Below are 16,825 nucleotides of genomic sequence, written 5' to 3'. Positions count from 1 at the left end.
GACCGGGGCAAGTGTTTCGCATGGCAACAAAATGTAACAGCCCAAGCCCCTTGCCCCACAGTCTGTAACATGCACTTTCAATCGATACAAGATGTTGAAGTGACTTGAAACCAGCGGTTTGTAACAAATCTTGCGTTTGACATCATATTCGGGTTGATTCATGCAGGACAACACGTTACCCTAATACGCGTATGGCTTATATAAAATCGCACTGAATCGCATAAAAGTTGATACAGATCGAATCACCGCGTGCGCATTGACCCGCGTGCGGGGATGCAATAAGAAGAGCAGCTAGAACAGATCCATACATAACAGGTCGATTTGAGGGAAAAATGAGTTTGTTACTAACCGTGCCGCCCAACCTTGTCCAGTCCATCCGTGCCTTTCGCGTGACCGAATTACAAGACGAGGCGATCCGTCTCGGGCAGCACTTTTTATATGCGCATTGCCACGCTGGACAGACCAAACAACAAGTCATCGGCATTATTGCGGAAGCCTTCCTGTTTCCGAAAAACCTGGCAAAGAATTTCGATGCCCTGCGCCTGTGCCTGACGGACACCATGTTCAAGGCGGGCACGCAGACGGGTTTCCTGGTGGTGCTCGAGCAATTGCCAAATACGCAAAAATTCGACAAGGAAGCACGCGAGATCCTGCTCGACGTGTTCCGCGACGCGGCCGACTACTGGGCCGAGAAGAAAGTCCCGTTCCGCGTCTTCTATTCGTTCGAGTAAGTACCTACTCACGCTGCGGTGCCGTCAAGCCAGCCTTTTTTGCCCTTGTTGGGCCGCGTAATCCGGCAGCGGCGGCGGCCCGGAAGGTATGTTGCGCCGCAACAATAATAGCGGCCTTTCTTGGTTCGCATCGCCATAGCGGGTACAATGCGCGCTATGAAAAATATCGTTATCCTCATTTCCGGACGCGGCAGCAACATGGAAGCGGTCGTGCGCGCGGCGCAAGCCGAGCAATGGCCAGCCCGTATTGCCGCCGTCATCAGTAACCGGGCCGATGCCCAGGGACTGGTTTTTGCCGCGGAACATGGGATAGCGACCGCAGTCGTTGCCAACAAGGATTATGCCAGCCGCGAACAGTTCGATGCGGCGCTGCAAGCCGTGATCGACGGCTTCGCCCCCGATCTGGTCGTGCTGGCCGGTTTCATGCGCATCCTGACGCCGCCCTTCGTCGAGCATTACGCGGGGCGCATGCTCAATATCCACCCGTCGCTGCTGCCGCTGTTCCCGGGTATGGCGACGCACCGCCAGGCGCTCGAGGCGGGCGTGACGGAACACGGCGCGACCGTGCATTTCGTGACGGCCGAGCTCGATCATGGCCCGGCCGTGGCGAGCGCGAAAGTCCCCGTCTTGCCAGGCGACACAGAAGAGAGCTTATCGGCGCGCGTGCTGGTACAGGAACATCTGCTTTACCCGCGCGCCATCCGCCTGTTCATTGACGATAAACTGTCAGTCGAGCATGGCCAGGTCCGCGTGGACCCTCAATAAAATATTACAGAAAGAATAACAATGAGATTGCCACCAGCGATACTTGCCAATGCTGAAGAAGTATTGCGCGAAATTTTACGTTTCACGGCCCCGGCCGACACCACCCTGTCGCGCTATTTCCGCGACCATCCGCGCCTCGGTTCGCGCGAACGCGGCGCCATCGCCGAAGGCATTTATGCCGTGCTGCGCAACAAATCGTTCTTCACGGATTTCGCCGAAGCGGGCAGCGGTCCCACCATGCGCCGTTTGACCATCCTCGGCCTGGCCGAAGCGGTGGGCGCCGATTCGCTGGGCGGCCTGACGGAAGAAGAAGTGGAATGGCTGGAACGCATCACGCAGATCGACCGCAGCCTGATGCCGTCGAACATGCGCGCCAACATGCCGACCTGGCTGTTCGACAAGCTGATCGCCCAGTTCGGCGAAGCGGAAACCATGAAGCTGGCCGATGCGCTGAACGCGCCGGCGCCGCTGGACTTGCGCGTCAACTCGCTCAAGGCCACGCGCGACGACGTGATGCTGGCCCTGGCCGAAGCGCCTATCCTCAGCACGCCAACGCCGTATGCCCCGCTGGGCTTGCGCGTGATCAAGAAGCCTTCGCTGCAAAACCTGCCTTTGTTCCAGAGCGGCGCCATCGAAGTGCAGGATGAAGGCAGCCAGATCCTGTCGCAGATCGTCGGCGCCAAGCGCGGCGAGATGGTGGTCGATTTCTGTGCCGGTGCGGGCGGCAAGACTCTCGCCTTGGGTGCGCTGATGCGCAACACGGGCCGTTTGTACGCGTTCGACGTGTCGGAAAAGCGCTTGGCCAAGCTCAAGCCCCGCATGGCCCGCAGCGGCCTGTCCAACGTGCATCCGGTGCAGATCGCGCATGAGCGCGATGCCAAGATCAAGCGCCTGGCCGGCAAGATCGACCGCGTGCTGGTCGATGCGCCATGCAGCGGCCTGGGCACCCTGCGCCGCAATCCGGACGTGAAATGGCGCCAGCAGCCGAACTCCATCGTCGAGCTGCAAGCCAAGCAGGCAGCCATCCTGGCCGGCGCGGCGCGCCTGGTCAAGGGCGGCGGCCGTCTGGTGTACGCCACCTGCAGCTTCCTGAACGAAGAAAACGATTTTATCGCCGAGCAATTCCTGGCTGCGCATCCTGACTTCACCCTGGTGCCTATGAGCAAGGTACTGGCCGAACAGAAGATCGAGCTGGAAATGGGCGACTACCTGAAATTGTTGCCGCACCTGCACCAGACCGACGGCTTCTTCGCCGCCGTGTTCGAACGCAAGGTCATGCCGAAAAAAGTCTACGCCGATGAAAAACCGGCCGGCGACGTTGACGCTGAACCAGCCGAGTAAGCTGGTCACGGGCCATCGCTGCAGCATCGCAGCGGTGGCCATGCACCTGCGCCAGCCAGTCTGGCGCATGCTGTGGGCGTCCCGCCCGTTTGTTTTCCCGCACCACCTTCCAGATCCCATCCGCCATGAATGAAACCCCGCTGCTCAACCTGATCACTGATTTTGTCGACGATTTCCGTCAGCCGGCTATTTTGTGGCAGGCGCTGGCGATCATTGCCTGCCTGGCCCTGAGCTGGCTGCTGGTGCGGCAGTTGCGCGTGTTCCTGCATAAACGGGCGGAAGCGGCGACGACGCCGGCCACCCCGGAAACCCTGCAGCGCACGGACAGTTTCATTCGCATCCTGACACCCGTGCTGGCGGCCATGCTGCTGGGCATTGCGCAGCATTTCCTGGCCAAGTTCCAGTCGGTGAACCTGCTCAGCATCGCCATCCCCCTGTGCACGTCGATGGCGCTGGTGCGCTTCGGTTTTTACGTGCTGCGCCGTATTTTTTCCCGCCATGGCGACATCAGTCCCACCATGTTGTTGCTGGAAAAGATCTTCACGGTCGTGGTATGGGCCGGCATGGCCCTGTACATCACGGGCCTGTGGCCGGAACTGCATGCCTTCCTGGAAAGCATCGTCGTGCCGCTGGGACGCAACAAGGTGTCGGTGGCTGCCATCTTGCAAGCCGCGATTTCGGTAGCCGTGCTGCTGGTGCTGGCCATGTGGGCCGGCACGTCGCTCGACGAACGCCTGATGAAAATGCAGGGCTTGCACACCTCCCTGCGCGTGGTGCTCTCGCGCATGGGGCGCGCCGTGCTGATTCTCGTTTCCGTGCTGGTCAGCCTGTCGCTGGTGGGCATCGACCTGACGGTGCTGTCCGTGTTCGGCGGCGCCTTCGGCGTGGCGCTGGGCTTTGGCTTGCAAAAGATCGCCGCGAACTTTGTGTCCGGTTTCATCATTTTGCTGGACCGCAGCCTGACCATCGGCGACATGATCACGGTGGGTCAATTCACGGGCAAAGTCACGCAGATCAATACGCGCTATACTGTGTTATTGGGTGGCGATGGCGTTGAATCCATCGTGCCCAATGAAATGCTGATTTCCGGCGGCGTGCAGAACATGTCGCTGAGCAACCGCATGGTCTGGTTGTCGACGGCTGTGTCGGTAGGCTATGAAACGGATCTCGATGTGATCTTCCCCTTGCTGGAAGCGGCCACGGCCAAGGTGCCGCGTGTGTCGCAAAGCAATCCGCCCTCGGCGACGCTCGTGCGTTTCGGCGCCGATGGCCTGGACGTGCAGATCGGTTTCTGGATCGCGGATCCGGAAAACGGCACGGGCGGCGTGAAGTCGAATGTAAACCGCGCCATTTGGCGCACCTTGCAGGAACATAAGGTCACTGTACCGTTTCCGCAACGCGAATTGCGTATTGTTGGTACGCCTCCTGCCCCGCTCGCGGGCGCGGCAGACGGTGAGTCCCCGCCATCCGGCACCCAGCCTTAACCTCGCTGCCTGCCTCCGATTTTGCCTGATAGCACCCATTAGGGCGTACAATCACGCCTAAAATTAACTCTGCCGGACCTCCAGAGTCACTGGAGCGACCGTGCGCACGCCCTGTCCACTTGGAGTAGTAGTAATGACATTGAGTTCCGTTTTACACGACGTTTTGCAGTTCATGGCAACTGGCGTTACCGACCTGTCTGCATGGCAAGTTTTCCTGTACACCATGGTGGTCACGCACATCACGATCGCCAGCGTCACGATTTACCTGCACCGCCACCAGGCTCACCGGGCGCTGGAATTGCATGCGATCCCCAGCCATTTCTTCCGTTTCTGGCTGTGGCTGACGACGGGCCAGGTCACCAAGGAATGGGCGGCCATCCACCGCAAGCACCATGCCAAGTGCGATACGGAAGAAGATCCGCACAGTCCCGTGACGCGCGGCATCAAGAAAGTGTTCTGGGAAGGCGCCGAGCTGTACCGGGCTGAATCGAAGAACATGGAAACCATGGCGAAATATGGCCACGGCACGCCGACGGACTGGATCGAGCGCAACCTGTACACCAAATACAGCTGGCTGGGCGTGGTGTCGCTGTTCGTCATCAATTTCGTGTTGTTCGGCGTGATCGGCATTTCCGTGTGGGCCGTGCAAATGATGTGGATTCCGATTACGGCGGCCGGCATCATCAACGGCATCGGCCACTACTGGGGCTACCGCAACTACGACTGCGCCGACGCGGCCACCAACATCATTCCGTTCGGCATCCTGATCGGCGGCGAAGAGTTGCACAACAATCACCATACCTATGCCACGTCGGCCAAGCTGTCGTCGAAATGGTATGAAATCGATATCGGCTGGGCGTATATCCGCGCGCTGGAAATGCTGGGCCTGGCCAAAGTGAAAAAGCTGGCGCCGGAACCGAAGTTCTCGCACGGCAAGGTGGAAGCGGACTTCGAGACCTTGCAGTCGGTCATTGCCAACCGCTACGACGTGATGGCCAAGTATGCGAAATCGATCAAGCATGCCTGGAAGGAAGAGCTGGAACACCTGAAGCACAAGGCCGAGCTGGAAAAGCGTTTCCTGAAGTCGTCGCGCAAGCTGATGCAGCGCGAACCGGGCAAGCTGGCCGATGCGCATCACGAGCAGTTGTCGGAACTGTTTCAGCACAGCAAGGCGCTGGAAACCATGCACCACATGCGCGTGGAACTGGGCGCGATCTGGGAGCGTTCGCACTTTACACGCGAGCAGTTGCTGCAGAAGCTGCAAGACTGGTGCGCGCGCGCCGAAGCGTCGGGCATCCAGTCATTGCAGGACTTCTCCTTGCGCCTGCGCAGCTATGCCTGAGTAAGCTGTCGCGTCATATCAAGGCCCTGGTTTCCAGGGCCTTTTTTTTCGCCTTGGCAAAAGGGAGGACGGCAAGATGAAAATCAGGGCGAAAAAAAACCGCTCATCGGAGCGGCTCTTTTTACAGAACACAAGATCAATTACTTGATTTTGGTTTCTTTGTACGTTACGTGCTTGCGTGCTTTAGGATCGAATTTCATGATCTCCATTTTCGCAGGCGTCGTACGCTTGTTTTTGGTGGTCGTGTAGAAGTGACCCGTACCGGCGGTCGATTCTAACTTGATTTTGTCGCGGCCTGATTTTGCCATGATAGCTCCCTTATTCTGCTAATTAGACTTTTTCGCCACGAGCGCGCATATCGACCAATACGGCGTCGATGCCGACTTTATCGATGACGCGCAGACCGGCGTTGGACAAACGCAGGGAGACCCAGCGGTTTTCAGATTCAACAAAAATACGACGATTCTGCAAGTTAGGCAAAAAACGACGTTTGGTTTTGTTGTTTGCATGGGAAACATTGTTGCCGACCATCGGCTTCTTCCCAGTGACTTGGCAAACACGTGCCATGGCGCACTCCTTAAAGATATTCCAAATTGGAAAAACGAGAGTATATCCAAAATAAGCAGATTTATCAATGACTTGCGAAAAACAATTGTGTCGTGTTTCATTGTAAAAATTTAACAATTGGACTTTTGGCCTTCCTCACAGGGGAAGGCACTGGTAAACAGCGCCGTTTACTGTTAGATAAGCGTGCCGGTGCCGTCACGTATGTCCTTGTTTACACATGGTTAACTGCCGCCTGGCCTAGATCTGGCCATGTTCCGCGAACGAATGCACTTGCCGCCCGGCCACGACGAAATGGTCGAGGATGCGCACGTCGACCAGCGACAACGCTTGCGCCAGCGCCCGCGTCAGCAGCAGATCCGATTCGCTGGGTTCGGGCGTGCCGGACGGGTGGTTATGAGCCAGCATGACGCTGGCAGCGTTGTGCAGCAGCGCCTGTTTCACCACTTCGCGCGGATACACGCTGGTGTGGGTGAGGGTGCCGCGAAACATTTCCTGGGTCGTGATCAGGCGGTTCTTGACGTCCAAAAACAACACGTGAAACGCTTCATGCGCCAGGTGGCCCAGGGTCAGGCGCAAATAGTCTTTGACGGCATGCGGCGAATTGAGGGCCTGACCCGCCTGTAAATCCTCGATGATGGCGCGCCGCGCCAGTTCCAGCACCGCTTGCAACTGCGCGAATTTGGCGCTGCCCATGCCGTGCACGGCGGAAAAACTCACGAGGCTGGCGCCGAACAGGCCGCGCAGGGAGCCGAAGTGCTCGACCGTGTCGCGCGCCAGTTCCACGGCGCTCTTGCCGCGCACGCCCGTGCGCAGGAACACGGCCAGCAATTCCGCGTCCGACAGCGATTGCGCGCCATCCTCGATCAAGCGTTCGCGCGGCCGTTCGCCGGCCGGCCAGTCCTTGATGCCCATGCTGTTCTCCTGTTTGGCACCGGTGCGTGCCCCAGTGCGGTCTTCTTTGACGAAGCCATGGGGCAGGCGCGGCCAGTGTGGCTTACAATATCGTTTTGCACCAGTTACCTGAAAACTACTATGTCCAACGAGCAACCAGCAGTCGTCACCGAAGCGGCTTACCTCACCCTGCATTATCGTCTTGCTACTGTTGACGGTACTGATATTGTCACTACCTTCAGCGGAAATCCTGCGACCTTGATGCTGGGACAGGGCCAGCTGGCGCCCTTCCTCGAGCAACGTCTGCTGGGCTTGCCTGAAGGCACGCACCAGACCTTCGAGCTGGCGGCCGGTGAAGGCTTTGGCGAGCGCAATCCCGAGCTGGTGCAGTCCGTTTCGCGCGCGACCCTGGACGAGAACTCGGTGCCGGGCGCCGACTACAAGATCGGCGACCTGGTCGACTTCGCCGCGCCGGGCGGCGGCCGCTTTGCCGGCGTGCTGCGCGAAATGCGCGAGGACTCCGCCCTGTTCGACTTCAATCATCCGCTGGCCGGCCAGCCGCTGCGTTTTGAAGTCAAGCTCATCTCGGTGCTGTGAAGGAATAGCGATGGATAAAGAACTGTTACTGGCCCAGCCCCGCGGTTTCTGCGCTGGCGTCGACCGGGCGATTGAAATCGTCGAGCGCGCCTTGCAGCAATTTGGCGCACCGATCTACGTGCGCCATGAAATCGTCCACAACGCCTATGTGGTGGCCGACTTGCGCAACAAGGGCGCCATCTTCATCGATGACCTCGACGACGTACCTGCGGGCAATACGCTCGTGTTTTCCGCGCACGGCGTGTCGAAAGCCGTGCGCGCCGAGGCGGAATCGCGCGGCCTGAGCATTTTTGACGCCACTTGCCCGCTCGTCACCAAGGTGCACATGGAAGTGGGCAAGATGCGCCGCGAAGGCCGCGAGATCATCATGATCGGCCACGACGGCCATCCCGAGGTGGAAGGCACGATGGGCCAGGCCGATATGGGCATGCATTTGGTGGAAACGCTCGACGATGTAGCGGCATTGCAGGTCGCCAATCCGGACAGCCTGGCCTATGTTTCGCAAACAACGTTGTCAGTTGACGACACTAGCGACATTATTGCGGCCTTGAAAGCGAAATATCCGAATATCGTCGAGCCGAAAAAAGGCGACATCTGCTACGCCACCACCAACCGCCAGGAAGCCGTGAAATTCATGGCCCCGCAAGTGGAAGTGGTGATCGTCGTGGGCAGCCCGAACAGCTCGAATTCGAACCGCCTGCGTGAAGTGGCCGAGAAGATGGGCACGCCAGCCTACATGGTCGACAATGCCTCGCAGATCGACCCCGCCTGGCTGGAAGGCAAGCTGCGCGTGGGTGTCACGGCTGGCGCCTCGGCGCCCGAGGTGCTGGTGCAAGCCGTCATCGACCGCCTGAAAGAGTGCGGCGTGAAGAGCGTGCGCCCGCTCGACGGCGTGCAGGAAGCCGTCACGTTCCCGATGCCGAAAGGCCTCGACGGCATCAAGCGCGATGTCGCCTGAGTTGCCAGGGCAATTGAGTATCGATGAAATAGTTACCTTAAAACCGAATTTAATTCGGAAATGGCCGCATTATTCCAAGCTTAGTTTTTGCAAAAGATCGTTATGATTGGTTCAAGCTTGAATATGTTGTCGTTATGACTAAGCAAGGTCACGCCCGTTTTCGGTGCGTGCACCATGCTGGTGAGAACGGTCCAGGGATGGCACTGCAGGAATTATTCCTCCGGTGCCGTTTTTGTATCAGCAACATATTCTGCTGGAAGTTGTTCCCGAAAAATGCATATTTGATAGGGCAATCTGACCATGGATACATTCATCCAGCAAATCATCAACGGCTTGGTGTTGGGCAGTATGTATGCCTTGATCGCCCTCGGTTACACCATGGTGTACGGCGTCTTGAACCTGATCAACTTCGCCCACGGCGACGTGCTCATGATCGGCGCCATGGTGGGCTTGACCATCCTCAAGCTGCTGGGCATTTATGTGCCGGACTGGCCCGGCTACCTGAAACTGGCCACCGCCATCCTCGGCGCCATTCCCATCTGTATTCTGGTCAATATTTTCATCGAACGGGTCGCCTACCGCCGCCTGCGCAACGCCCCCCGCCTCGCTCCCCTGATTACCGCCATCGGCGTCTCCATCCTGCTGCAAACCTTCGCCATGATGATCTGGACGCGCAATCCGCTGCCATTTCCCCAGTTGCTGTCGACCGACCCGCTGCACATCGGTGGTGCTGTCATTTCCCAAACGCAAGTATTGCTGCTGGCCCTGGCCGCCATTTCCATGGGATCTCTGGTCTTACTGATTGAGAAAACCAAGATGGGCCGCGCCATGCGGGCCACGGCGGAGAATCCTCGCGTGGCGGGACTCATGGGTGTCGATTCCGACAAGGTCATCGTCGCCACGTTCGCCATTGGCGCCGCGCTGGCAGCCGTGGCCGGCGTGATGTGGGGCGCCAACTATGCGTCGGTAAAGTTTTCGATGGGAGCGCTTCCCGGGCTGAAGGCATTTTGCGCGGCCGTGCTGGGCGGCATCGGCAATATCTATGGCGCCATGTTGGGCGGCATCCTGCTGGGCCTCATCGAGAGCCTTGGTGCCGGGTATATCGCCTATCTCACCGGTGGTTTCCTCGGCAGCAATTACCAGGATATCTTTGCCTTCATCGTGCTGATCATTGTGCTGACCCTGCGCCCGTCCGGCATCATGGGCGAAAGAGTGGCCGACCGTGCCTGATGTGAAACTGGGAGAATAATCATGGCATTACTCGATTTCGACGCAAGAAAGAATCCCGCCAAGGCCTACGCCGGCATGCTGGGCCTGGCCGCGCTGCTGATGGTGTTCCCGTTTTTTGCCGCGCAGTTCGGCAACTCGTGGGTGCGCATCGTCGACATGGCCTTGCTGTACATCATGTTGGCGCTGGGCCTGAACATCGTCGTCGGCTTTGCCGGCCTGCTCGACCTCGGCTACATCGCCTTTTATGCCGTGGGCGCCTACCTGACGGCCTTGCTGGCGTCGCCCCAGTTCGCCATCCTGCTCGAATCGGTGGTGAATCAATATCCGGTGCTGGGCGAAACGCTGGTGCAACTGATGGGGCCGGAAATCCGCGAAAACGGCGTCCACCTGTCGATCTGGATCATCGTGCCGCTGGCCGCTGCCGTGGCGGGCCTGTGCGGCGCCTTGCTGGGCGCGCCGACCTTGAAACTGCGCGGCGACTATCTGGCCATCGTGACCCTGGGCTTTGGCGAGATCATCCGTATTTTCATGGGCAACTTGAATGAGCCTATCAATTTCACGAATGGCGTGCAAGGCATCAACATGGTTGACCCGATCCGCATCTTCGGCGTCAACCTGGCGGGCGAGGCGGGCACCAACAGCACCGTCACGGTGGGCGGCTTTTCCATGCCCTCCGTGAATGCCTATTATTTTCTTTTCCTGTTCCTGTGCATCGCCGTCGTGTTCGTCACCCAGCGCCTCCAGCATTCGCGCCTGGGCCGCGCCTGGGTGGCCATCCGCGAAGACGAGATCGCCGCGAAAGCCATGGGCATCAATACGCGCAACGTCAAATTGCTGGCCTTTTCCATGGGCGCCTCGTTCGGCGGCGTGGCCGGCGCCATGTTCGCCTCGTTCCAGGGCTTTGTCGCGCCGGAATCGTTCTCGCTGACGGAATCGATCGCCGTGCTGGCCATGGTGGTGCTGGGCGGCATCGGCCATGTCCCTGGCGTGATCCTTGGTGGCGTGATCCTCGCGTCGATACCGGAAGTGCTGCGCCATGTCGTCGAGCCGGCGCAGAAGGCGTTGTTTGGCGAGATCATCATCGATGCTGAAGTACTGCGCCAGTTGCTGTATGGTCTGGCCATGGTACTGATTATGCTTATACGTCCTGCCGGCCTGTGGCCGTCGCCGAAGCATGAAGACCGGCCTGACCACGATGTGGACCAGCCGAATAAATCCACCGGCGTCGTGTCCGCTTAAGGGAGGAAAGCACCATGAGCGAACAGATCATTCTCAATATCGCCGGCGTCAATAAACGTTTCGGCGGCCTGCAGGCGCTCACCGACGTGGGCATCACCATCCGGCAAGGGCAAATCTATGGCTTGATCGGCCCGAACGGTGCCGGCAAGACCACTTTCTTTAACGTCATTACGGGCCTGTACCAGCCCGACACGGGCACCTTCGAGCTGGCCGGCAAGCCGTATTCGCCGTCCGCGCCGCACAAGGTGGCCAAGGCGGGCATCGCCCGCACCTTCCAGAACATTCGCCTGTTCGGCGACATGACGGCGCTGGAAAACGTCATGGTGGGGCGCCATGTGCGCTCGCACCAGGGCGTGTTCGGCGCCATCTTCCGCCACAAGGCGGCGCGCGAGGAAGAGGCGTCGATCCAACGGCGGGCGATGGAGCTGCTCGACTTCGTCGGCATCGCCCAGTTCGCCGGCCGCACGGCGCGCTTTTTGTCGTATGGCGACCAGCGGCGCCTGGAAATCGCCCGCGCGCTGGCCACCGATCCGACCCTGCTGGCGCTCGACGAGCCGGCGGCCGGCATGAATGCGACGGAAAAGCTGGCCCTGCGCGAGTTGCTGGTGAAAATCAAGGCCGAAGGCAAGACCGTGCTGCTGATCGAGCACGACGTGAAACTGATGATGGGGCTGTGCGACCGTATCACGGTGCTCGAATATGGCAAGCGCATCGCGGAAGGCTTGCCGGCCGAAATACAGCAAAACCCGGCCGTCATCGAGGCTTACCTGGGGGGATCGCACGCATGAGTAATATATTGAAGGTGGCGGGCCTGCACGTGGCCTACGGCGGCATCAAGGCGGTCAAAGGCATCGACCTGGAAGTCAATGAGGGCGAGCTGATCGCGCTGATCGGCGCGAACGGCGCCGGCAAGACGACGACCTTGAAAGCCATCACGGGAACTTTGCCTGAATGCAAGGTCGAAGGTACGATCAGCTACCTGGGCGAGTCGCTCAAGGGCACGAAATCGTTCCACCTGGTGGAAAGGAAACTGGCGATGGTGCCGGAAGGGCGGGGCGTGTTTACCCGCATGTCGATCCGCGAAAACCTCATGATGGGCGCCTACACGCGCACGGACAAGGCCGGTGTCGAGGCCGATATCGAGAAATGGTTCGACGTGTTCCCGCGCCTGAAGGAAAGGGCGGCGCAGATGGCCGGCACCCTGTCGGGCGGCGAGCAGCAGATGCTGGCCATGGCGCGCGCCCTGATGAGCCATCCGAAGCTGCTGCTGCTCGACGAGCCGTCGATGGGCCTGTCGCCCATCATGGTCGAGAAAATCTTCGAGGTGATCCGCAAAGTCTCGTCCGAAGGCATCACGATCCTGCTGGTCGAACAGAATGCCCGGCTGGCGCTGCAGGCGGCGCACCGCGGCTATGTGATGGATTCCGGCCTCGTCACCATGGGCGGCAACGCGGCCGCCATGCTCGACGACCCGCGCGTGAAGGCGGCGTATCTGGGAGAGTAGAACAGATACAAAGAACGCTTAACAAAACCGTAGCGAGCGGAAGGGAGTTGTGGCTGAGAAGCGGAACTGTGCTTGAGCACAGTGAGCATCGCAGGCCGCAGATCACGACGCGCAGTAGGTTTGGTTACGCGTACTAAGCTGGCATAAAAAATGCCCCAGCTGGGCTGGGGCATAATGGCATCCGTCGGGAAAGTGCGGGATGGATGCCTGGAGGAGCTGTTAACAGCGGATCGCCGTGGCGGTCGCTTGGTAATTACTTGGCGGCAGCGCGCGGAACGACTTTTTCAGCCGCTTGCGTGAATTGGTTCACGGCCGAGGTCAGGTTCGCTTCGATCGCTTCGACAGCTTGCTTGCTGGTTTTCGAGAATTGCTCGTAACCTGCATTGGCGTTGCCGATGGCGCTTTTCAGGATGGCGACGGCGTTTTCCGAACCGGCTGGCGCGTTCTTGGTGACTTCTTCCACCAGGGACAGGACTTTGCGGTTGGTTTCAGCGATTTGCGATTCCGCGGCTTTGCTGAACTCGGCCTGGGTGCCCGACGTGATGGCAGCCAGGTGACGGCCGTAAGCGATGGCTTTTTCGGCGCTAGGCTGGGCTTGAGCAGCGCTCAGCGAGAAGAATTCTTGTGGATCTTTTGCCGACAGCAATTGCTTGGCGGCGGCGGTCGATTCTTCCAGCGTTGCCTTGGCAGCGGTCAGGTTCAGTTCGACGATCTTTTCGATGCCTTCGAAGGCTTTGCCCGTCAGCGACGAGAACAGGGCGAATTGGGCTTCCAGGTTGGCTTTGGTAGCGGACGAAAATTGCTCAGGAATTGAAAACATATAAATCTCCAAAAAATCGAAATCTGGTTAATTTGATGCTGCGTGTACCGTTTGGGAAAGCAGGTGAATCTAAATTTTTCAAGCTGAACAAGAATTGTGCAACGCAACAAACCCTATTCTACGGCGAAAAAAAACGAAGTCAAGCGTTTCTTGTGCGATGCAACAATTGAATAGATTTGCATCAAAAGTCATTGTTTCTAAAGAGAAATATTTGATTTCTACGTGTCAATGGTTTATGTCTAAACTATCATTTCCAGTGGCTGCGGGCGACGATCGCGGCGCAGCATGCTAGACTTTGCCTCCCGCACCGGCGCAGCGCCCCGGTGAGTATCCCGTTTCCCGAGTTGATACCATGTCCAATCTTCCCGCCGCGGCTGGCGCCAGCGGCAAAGCCTCCAAAACCCCTTTCCTGACCACTGTGGCGCCGATGGCCTTGCCTGGTTTCTTCGTGTTGTTATGGAGCACGGGTTTTATCGTGGCCAAGTTCGGCTTGCCGTATGCGCCGCCGCTGACCTTTTTGCTGCTGCGCTTTCTGGGCGTGCTGGTGATCCTGCTGCCGCTGGTGCTGCTGTTGCGCGCGCCGTGGCCCGTGGGACAGTTCCGCCAGATCGCCGTGGCCGGCATCCTGATGCAGGCCGGCTACCTGGCCGGCGTCTGGTGCGCCATCAAGCTGGGCATGCCGGCCGGCCTCTCTGCGCTCATTGTCGGCATGCAGCCCGTTCTGACGGCCTGCGCCGCGCCATTGATCGGCGAATCCGTGCGCCCGCGCCAGTGGCTGGGCCTGTTCTTTGGCTTGCTGGGCGTGGCTTTGGTGGTGTACGCGAAGATCAACCTCGTGGGCCTGACCGCGGAAAGCGTGCTGCTGTGCGTGTTCGCGCTGCTGTCGATGACGGCCGGCACCATGTATCAAAAACGCCACTGCCCGCAATTTGACTTGCGCACCGGCACAGTGGTGCAGTTTGCCGCTTCCATCGTCGTGGTGTTGCCATTCGCCTTGTATTACGAAGGCCTGGACTGGCAGTTCAGCAATGTGCAATGGACGGCGAATTTCATCGGCGCCTTGCTGTGGTCGGTACTCGTGCTGTCGATCGGCGCCATCTTCCTGCTGTTCGCCCTGATCCGCCGCAGCGACGCGACGAAAGTGACGGGCTTGCTGTACCTGACGCCGCCCACGACGGCCGTGATGGCCTGGCTGATGTTTGGCGAAGCATTTAATATGCTGGGCATCGCCGGCATGCTGGTGGCCGTGGTCGGCGTGGTGTTTGTAGTCAAGAAATAGCAGGGAGCAGGGCAGTGAGCAAGCCAGCATTGGAAACACCGGCGGCGCAGCAAGCCGTCGATAGCGTCATCCGGTCGCGCCGTTCGATCCGCGCCTTTTTGCCCACGCCGGTGGCGCAGGACGAGATCGCGCGCATCCTGGAAGTGGCGGCGCGCGCCCCCTCGGGCGCCAACATGCAGCCGTGGAAAGTGTATGTGCTGTCGGGCGAAGCGCGCCTGCGCCTGTCGCGCCGCATCCTCGCCGCCTATGACGCGCCGAAGGCGTCCGATGCGCCCGCGCGCACGGCCTCGTACACCTATTACCCGCGCCAGTGGACGGCGCCGTACATCGAGCGCCGCCGCAAGATCGGCCTGGACCTGTACCAGCTGCTGGGTCTGGAGCGGGGCGACACGGCCGGCATGGCGGCCCAGCATGGGCGCAATTTCCAGTTTTTCGATGCGCCCGTCGGCCTGATCTTTACCATCGAGCGGGTGCTGGAGCAGGGTTCCTGGCTCGACTACGGCATGTTCTTGCAAAACATCATGCTGGCGGCGCGCGCGCGGGGACTCGATACGTGTCCGCAAGCGGCTTTCATCCATTACCATGACATCATCCGCGACGAGCTGGGCGTGCCGGCCAGCGAAATGGTGGTGTGCGGCATGGCCCTCGGTTATGCCGACCCGGACAAGATCGAGAACCGCTTGAGCACGGAACGCGAGCCGCTGGGCGGTTTTGTTAAATTCATGGACAAATAGACATTGCCAGCGACTGGCACAGGAAAACAGTCCGTCAAGGATGAGTTTGTTTGCGGATCGCTAACGATTTGTATTTCGTTGCTGCAATAAATACTGTCCTAACTGTTAAATAGGCTTGCGATTACTCTGCATTTCGCTACACTGCAAGAAGGCAACAGCTTCACGGGGAATTATCGAATGGCTAAGTTTAAACTTGCGCTGGGTATCCTGGCTTCCCTGCTGTTTGCATTGGCGCCGGCTGCGGCCGTGCACGCCAGGGAAGCGAACGGCAAATCCTCAGCCTCCAAGAAACACAACACCAAGAAAATCAAGGTCGTGCTGCGCAAGGGCGCGACGGCCGCGCCACGCGAAAAGAGCGTGCGCCGGGTCGTCATGGTGCGCGGCAAACGCAAGGTCATCTATCAAAAAGTCAGCAGCGTGGCCGTGCCCATGGCCGCACCGATGCCCACCATGGGCGACCTGGCGGGCCTGAACCTCACGCGCGATCCGCTCGACCTCAAGTCGAGCGTGGCGCTGGTGCTGGACCAGGCCAATTCCGAAGTGCTGTTTGAAAAGAATTCGAATGTCGCCCTGCCCATCGCCTCCATCACCAAGATGATGACGGGCCTGGTGGTGGTCGAAGCGCACCAGGACATGGATGAGCTGCTGACCATCACGGACGAGGACGTCGACCGCGCCAAGTTCAGCAGTTCTCGTCTGAAGGTGGGCTCGCAATTGACGCGCGCCAATATGCTGCACATCGCCCTGATGAGCTCGGAAAACCGCGCCGCCTCGGCGCTGGGCCGCAATTATCCGGGCGGCTTGCCGGCGTTTGTCGACGCCATGAACAGCAAGGCGCGCCAGCTGGGCATGATGGATACGCACTATGTCGATTCCAGCGGCCTGTCGAAAATGAACGTGGCCAGCGCACGCGACCTGGGCAAGCTGGCCATGGCCGCCTTCCGCCATCCGCTGCTGCGCGAGTACTCGACGGATCCGAAAGCCATCGTCGAAGCGAGCGGCCAGCCCATGCAGTTTGGCAATACGAATCACCTGGTGGCCAACCCCGGCTGGGAAATCGGCTTGCAAAAGACAGGCTTCATCAATGAGGCGGGACGTTGTTTGATGATGCAGGCCGTCATCGAAGGACGGGCCGTGATCATGGTCTTCCTTGACTCCAAGGGAAAACAGTCGCGTACGGCCGATGCGGGACGCATGCGCAAGTGGCTGGAGGCTTTGAAACCCGCCAACATGAGCCTGCCCGGCGGATAAAAATGTCCATGGCTGCGTTGCACTAACTCGCCGTACTAGTCGTACTGTCTTCGTTAGTGCGCCTTGCCCTGAACATTTTTATACGGCAGTGC

18 protein-coding genes are annotated in these 16,825 nt (G+C 59.3%); 14 read left to right on the top strand and 4 right to left on the bottom strand.

The window, feature by feature from the left end:
• Positions 1-332 precede the first annotated feature (332 nt).
• The 5 genes from ACQ4W4_RS04900 to ACQ4W4_RS04880 all read left to right on the top strand — a co-directional run bounded on the left by ACQ4W4_RS04900 (position 333) and on the right by ACQ4W4_RS04880 (position 5,663).
• A complete protein-coding gene (locus tag ACQ4W4_RS04900) occupies positions 333-731 on the top strand; it encodes a barstar family protein (protein WP_436540987.1) in 399 nt (132 codons plus the stop codon).
• Positions 732-887: 156 nt separating this feature from the next.
• Positions 888-1,496: a phosphoribosylglycinamide formyltransferase gene (gene purN, locus ACQ4W4_RS04895; RefSeq protein WP_166448924.1), complete on the top strand. Its 609-nt coding sequence runs from the start codon at positions 888-890 to the stop codon at positions 1,494-1,496.
• Between the two features lie 21 nt (positions 1,497-1,517).
• Positions 1,518-2,837, top strand: coding sequence for an RsmB/NOP family class I SAM-dependent RNA methyltransferase (locus ACQ4W4_RS04890; RefSeq protein ID WP_436540986.1), 1,320 nt, complete (start codon positions 1,518-1,520; stop codon positions 2,835-2,837).
• Between the two features lie 125 nt (positions 2,838-2,962).
• Positions 2,963-4,321: a mechanosensitive ion channel family protein gene (locus tag ACQ4W4_RS04885; RefSeq protein WP_436540985.1), complete on the top strand. Its 1,359-nt coding sequence runs from the start codon at positions 2,963-2,965 to the stop codon at positions 4,319-4,321.
• Positions 4,322-4,493: 172 nt separating this feature from the next.
• A complete protein-coding gene (locus tag ACQ4W4_RS04880) occupies positions 4,494-5,663 on the top strand; it encodes a DesA family fatty acid desaturase (protein WP_436540984.1) in 1,170 nt (389 codons plus the stop codon).
• 140 nt (positions 5,664-5,803) lie between these two features.
• On the opposite strand, the gene rpmG is transcribed toward ACQ4W4_RS04880, so the two are convergent.
• From rpmG to radC, 3 genes are all read right to left on the bottom strand, one after another.
• Positions 5,804-5,971 (bottom strand): 50S ribosomal protein L33, encoded by a 168-nt coding sequence (gene rpmG, locus ACQ4W4_RS04875; RefSeq protein WP_010400929.1) that lies wholly within the window; start codon positions 5,969-5,971, stop codon positions 5,804-5,806.
• A 22-nt stretch (positions 5,972-5,993) separates the two neighbouring features.
• Positions 5,994-6,230, bottom strand: a complete 237-nt coding sequence (gene rpmB / locus ACQ4W4_RS04870; RefSeq protein ID WP_010400928.1) for a 50S ribosomal protein L28 — start codon at positions 6,228-6,230, stop codon at positions 5,994-5,996.
• A 237-nt stretch (positions 6,231-6,467) separates the two neighbouring features.
• Positions 6,468-7,142: a RadC family protein gene (gene radC / locus ACQ4W4_RS04865; protein WP_436540983.1), complete on the bottom strand. Its 675-nt coding sequence runs from the start codon at positions 7,140-7,142 to the stop codon at positions 6,468-6,470.
• 120 nt (positions 7,143-7,262) lie between these two features.
• Between radC and ACQ4W4_RS04860 the strand changes: the two genes are divergently transcribed.
• From ACQ4W4_RS04860 to ACQ4W4_RS04835, 6 genes are all read left to right on the top strand, one after another.
• Positions 7,263-7,718 (top strand): FKBP-type peptidyl-prolyl cis-trans isomerase, encoded by a 456-nt coding sequence (locus ACQ4W4_RS04860; protein WP_070224501.1) that lies wholly within the window; start codon positions 7,263-7,265, stop codon positions 7,716-7,718.
• A 10-nt stretch (positions 7,719-7,728) separates the two neighbouring features.
• The gene (ispH, locus tag ACQ4W4_RS04855; protein ID WP_436540982.1) at positions 7,729-8,676 is read left to right on the top strand and encodes a 4-hydroxy-3-methylbut-2-enyl diphosphate reductase; all 948 of its coding nucleotides are present in this window, start codon (positions 7,729-7,731) and stop codon (positions 8,674-8,676) included.
• Between the two features lie 300 nt (positions 8,677-8,976).
• Positions 8,977-9,906 carry a branched-chain amino acid ABC transporter permease gene (locus ACQ4W4_RS04850; protein ID WP_086140000.1) on the top strand — a complete coding sequence of 310 codons (930 nt, stop codon included), beginning with the start codon at positions 8,977-8,979 and terminating at the stop codon, positions 9,904-9,906.
• 21 nt (positions 9,907-9,927) lie between these two features.
• Positions 9,928-11,145: an ABC transporter permease subunit gene (locus tag ACQ4W4_RS04845; protein ID WP_436540981.1), complete on the top strand. Its 1,218-nt coding sequence runs from the start codon at positions 9,928-9,930 to the stop codon at positions 11,143-11,145.
• A 14-nt stretch (positions 11,146-11,159) separates the two neighbouring features.
• A complete protein-coding gene (locus ACQ4W4_RS04840; RefSeq protein ID WP_436540980.1) occupies positions 11,160-11,933 on the top strand; it encodes an ABC transporter ATP-binding protein in 774 nt (257 codons plus the stop codon).
• Positions 11,930-12,649 carry an ABC transporter ATP-binding protein gene (locus ACQ4W4_RS04835; RefSeq protein ID WP_436540979.1) on the top strand — a complete coding sequence of 240 codons (720 nt, stop codon included), beginning with the start codon at positions 11,930-11,932 and terminating at the stop codon, positions 12,647-12,649. Before ACQ4W4_RS04840 ends, ACQ4W4_RS04835 begins: the two co-directional genes overlap by 4 nt.
• Positions 12,650-12,902: 253 nt before the next feature.
• Here the strand turns inward: ACQ4W4_RS04835 and ACQ4W4_RS04830 are convergent, their stop codons facing one another.
• Positions 12,903-13,469, bottom strand: coding sequence for a phasin family protein (locus tag ACQ4W4_RS04830; protein ID WP_034747490.1), 567 nt, complete (start codon positions 13,467-13,469; stop codon positions 12,903-12,905).
• A gap of 352 nt (positions 13,470-13,821) precedes the next feature.
• On the opposite strand from ACQ4W4_RS04830, the gene ACQ4W4_RS04825 reads away from it, so the two are divergent.
• From ACQ4W4_RS04825 to pbpG, 3 genes are all read left to right on the top strand, one after another.
• Entirely contained in the window at positions 13,822-14,748 is a 927-nt protein-coding gene (locus ACQ4W4_RS04825) for a DMT family transporter (protein WP_436540978.1), read from the top strand.
• 14 nt (positions 14,749-14,762) lie between these two features.
• Entirely contained in the window at positions 14,763-15,482 is a 720-nt protein-coding gene (locus ACQ4W4_RS04820) for a nitroreductase (protein ID WP_436540977.1), read from the top strand.
• A 177-nt stretch (positions 15,483-15,659) separates the two neighbouring features.
• Entirely contained in the window at positions 15,660-16,733 is a 1,074-nt protein-coding gene (gene pbpG / locus ACQ4W4_RS04815) for a D-alanyl-D-alanine endopeptidase (protein ID WP_436540976.1), read from the top strand.
• Positions 16,734-16,825 lie beyond the last annotated feature (92 nt).

The sequence above is a fragment of the Janthinobacterium glycogeni genome (genome assembly GCF_051380725.1).
Classification (GTDB): Bacteria; Pseudomonadota; Gammaproteobacteria; order Burkholderiales; family Burkholderiaceae_D; genus Janthinobacterium.
This window is presented reverse-complemented; position numbering and strand designations above follow the sequence as displayed.

What these genes read in the sequence shown, in the direction of transcription:
- ACQ4W4_RS04845 (WP_436540981.1), top strand. Translation starts at nt 9,928, where the DNA reads ATGGCATTACTCGATTTCGACGCAAGAAAGAATCCCGCCAAGGCCTAC.
- ACQ4W4_RS04840 (WP_436540980.1), top strand. Translation starts at nt 11,160, where the DNA reads ATGAGCGAACAGATCATTCTCAATATCGCCGGCGTCAATAAACGTTTC.
- purN (WP_166448924.1), top strand. Translation starts at nt 888, where the DNA reads ATGAAAAATATCGTTATCCTCATTTCCGGACGCGGCAGCAACATGGAA.
- rpmG (WP_010400929.1), bottom strand. Translation starts at nt 5,971, where the DNA reads ATGGCAAAATCAGGCCGCGACAAAATCAAGTTAGAATCGACCGCCGGT.
- radC (WP_436540983.1), bottom strand. Translation starts at nt 7,142, where the DNA reads ATGGGCATCAAGGACTGGCCGGCCGGCGAACGGCCGCGCGAACGCTTG.
- ACQ4W4_RS04835 (WP_436540979.1), top strand. Translation starts at nt 11,930, where the DNA reads ATGAGTAATATATTGAAGGTGGCGGGCCTGCACGTGGCCTACGGCGGC.
- pbpG (WP_436540976.1), top strand. Translation starts at nt 15,660, where the DNA reads ATGGCTAAGTTTAAACTTGCGCTGGGTATCCTGGCTTCCCTGCTGTTT.
- rpmB (WP_010400928.1), bottom strand. Translation starts at nt 6,230, where the DNA reads ATGGCACGTGTTTGCCAAGTCACTGGGAAGAAGCCGATGGTCGGCAAC.
- ACQ4W4_RS04830 (WP_034747490.1), bottom strand. Translation starts at nt 13,469, where the DNA reads ATGTTTTCAATTCCTGAGCAATTTTCGTCCGCTACCAAAGCCAACCTG.
- ACQ4W4_RS04890 (WP_436540986.1), top strand. Translation starts at nt 1,518, where the DNA reads ATGAGATTGCCACCAGCGATACTTGCCAATGCTGAAGAAGTATTGCGC.
- ACQ4W4_RS04885 (WP_436540985.1), top strand. Translation starts at nt 2,963, where the DNA reads ATGAATGAAACCCCGCTGCTCAACCTGATCACTGATTTTGTCGACGAT.
- ispH (WP_436540982.1), top strand. Translation starts at nt 7,729, where the DNA reads ATGGATAAAGAACTGTTACTGGCCCAGCCCCGCGGTTTCTGCGCTGGC.
- ACQ4W4_RS04900 (WP_436540987.1), top strand. Translation starts at nt 333, where the DNA reads ATGAGTTTGTTACTAACCGTGCCGCCCAACCTTGTCCAGTCCATCCGT.
- ACQ4W4_RS04850 (WP_086140000.1), top strand. Translation starts at nt 8,977, where the DNA reads ATGGATACATTCATCCAGCAAATCATCAACGGCTTGGTGTTGGGCAGT.
- ACQ4W4_RS04825 (WP_436540978.1), top strand. Translation starts at nt 13,822, where the DNA reads ATGTCCAATCTTCCCGCCGCGGCTGGCGCCAGCGGCAAAGCCTCCAAA.
- ACQ4W4_RS04880 (WP_436540984.1), top strand. Translation starts at nt 4,494, where the DNA reads ATGGCAACTGGCGTTACCGACCTGTCTGCATGGCAAGTTTTCCTGTAC.
- ACQ4W4_RS04860 (WP_070224501.1), top strand. Translation starts at nt 7,263, where the DNA reads ATGTCCAACGAGCAACCAGCAGTCGTCACCGAAGCGGCTTACCTCACC.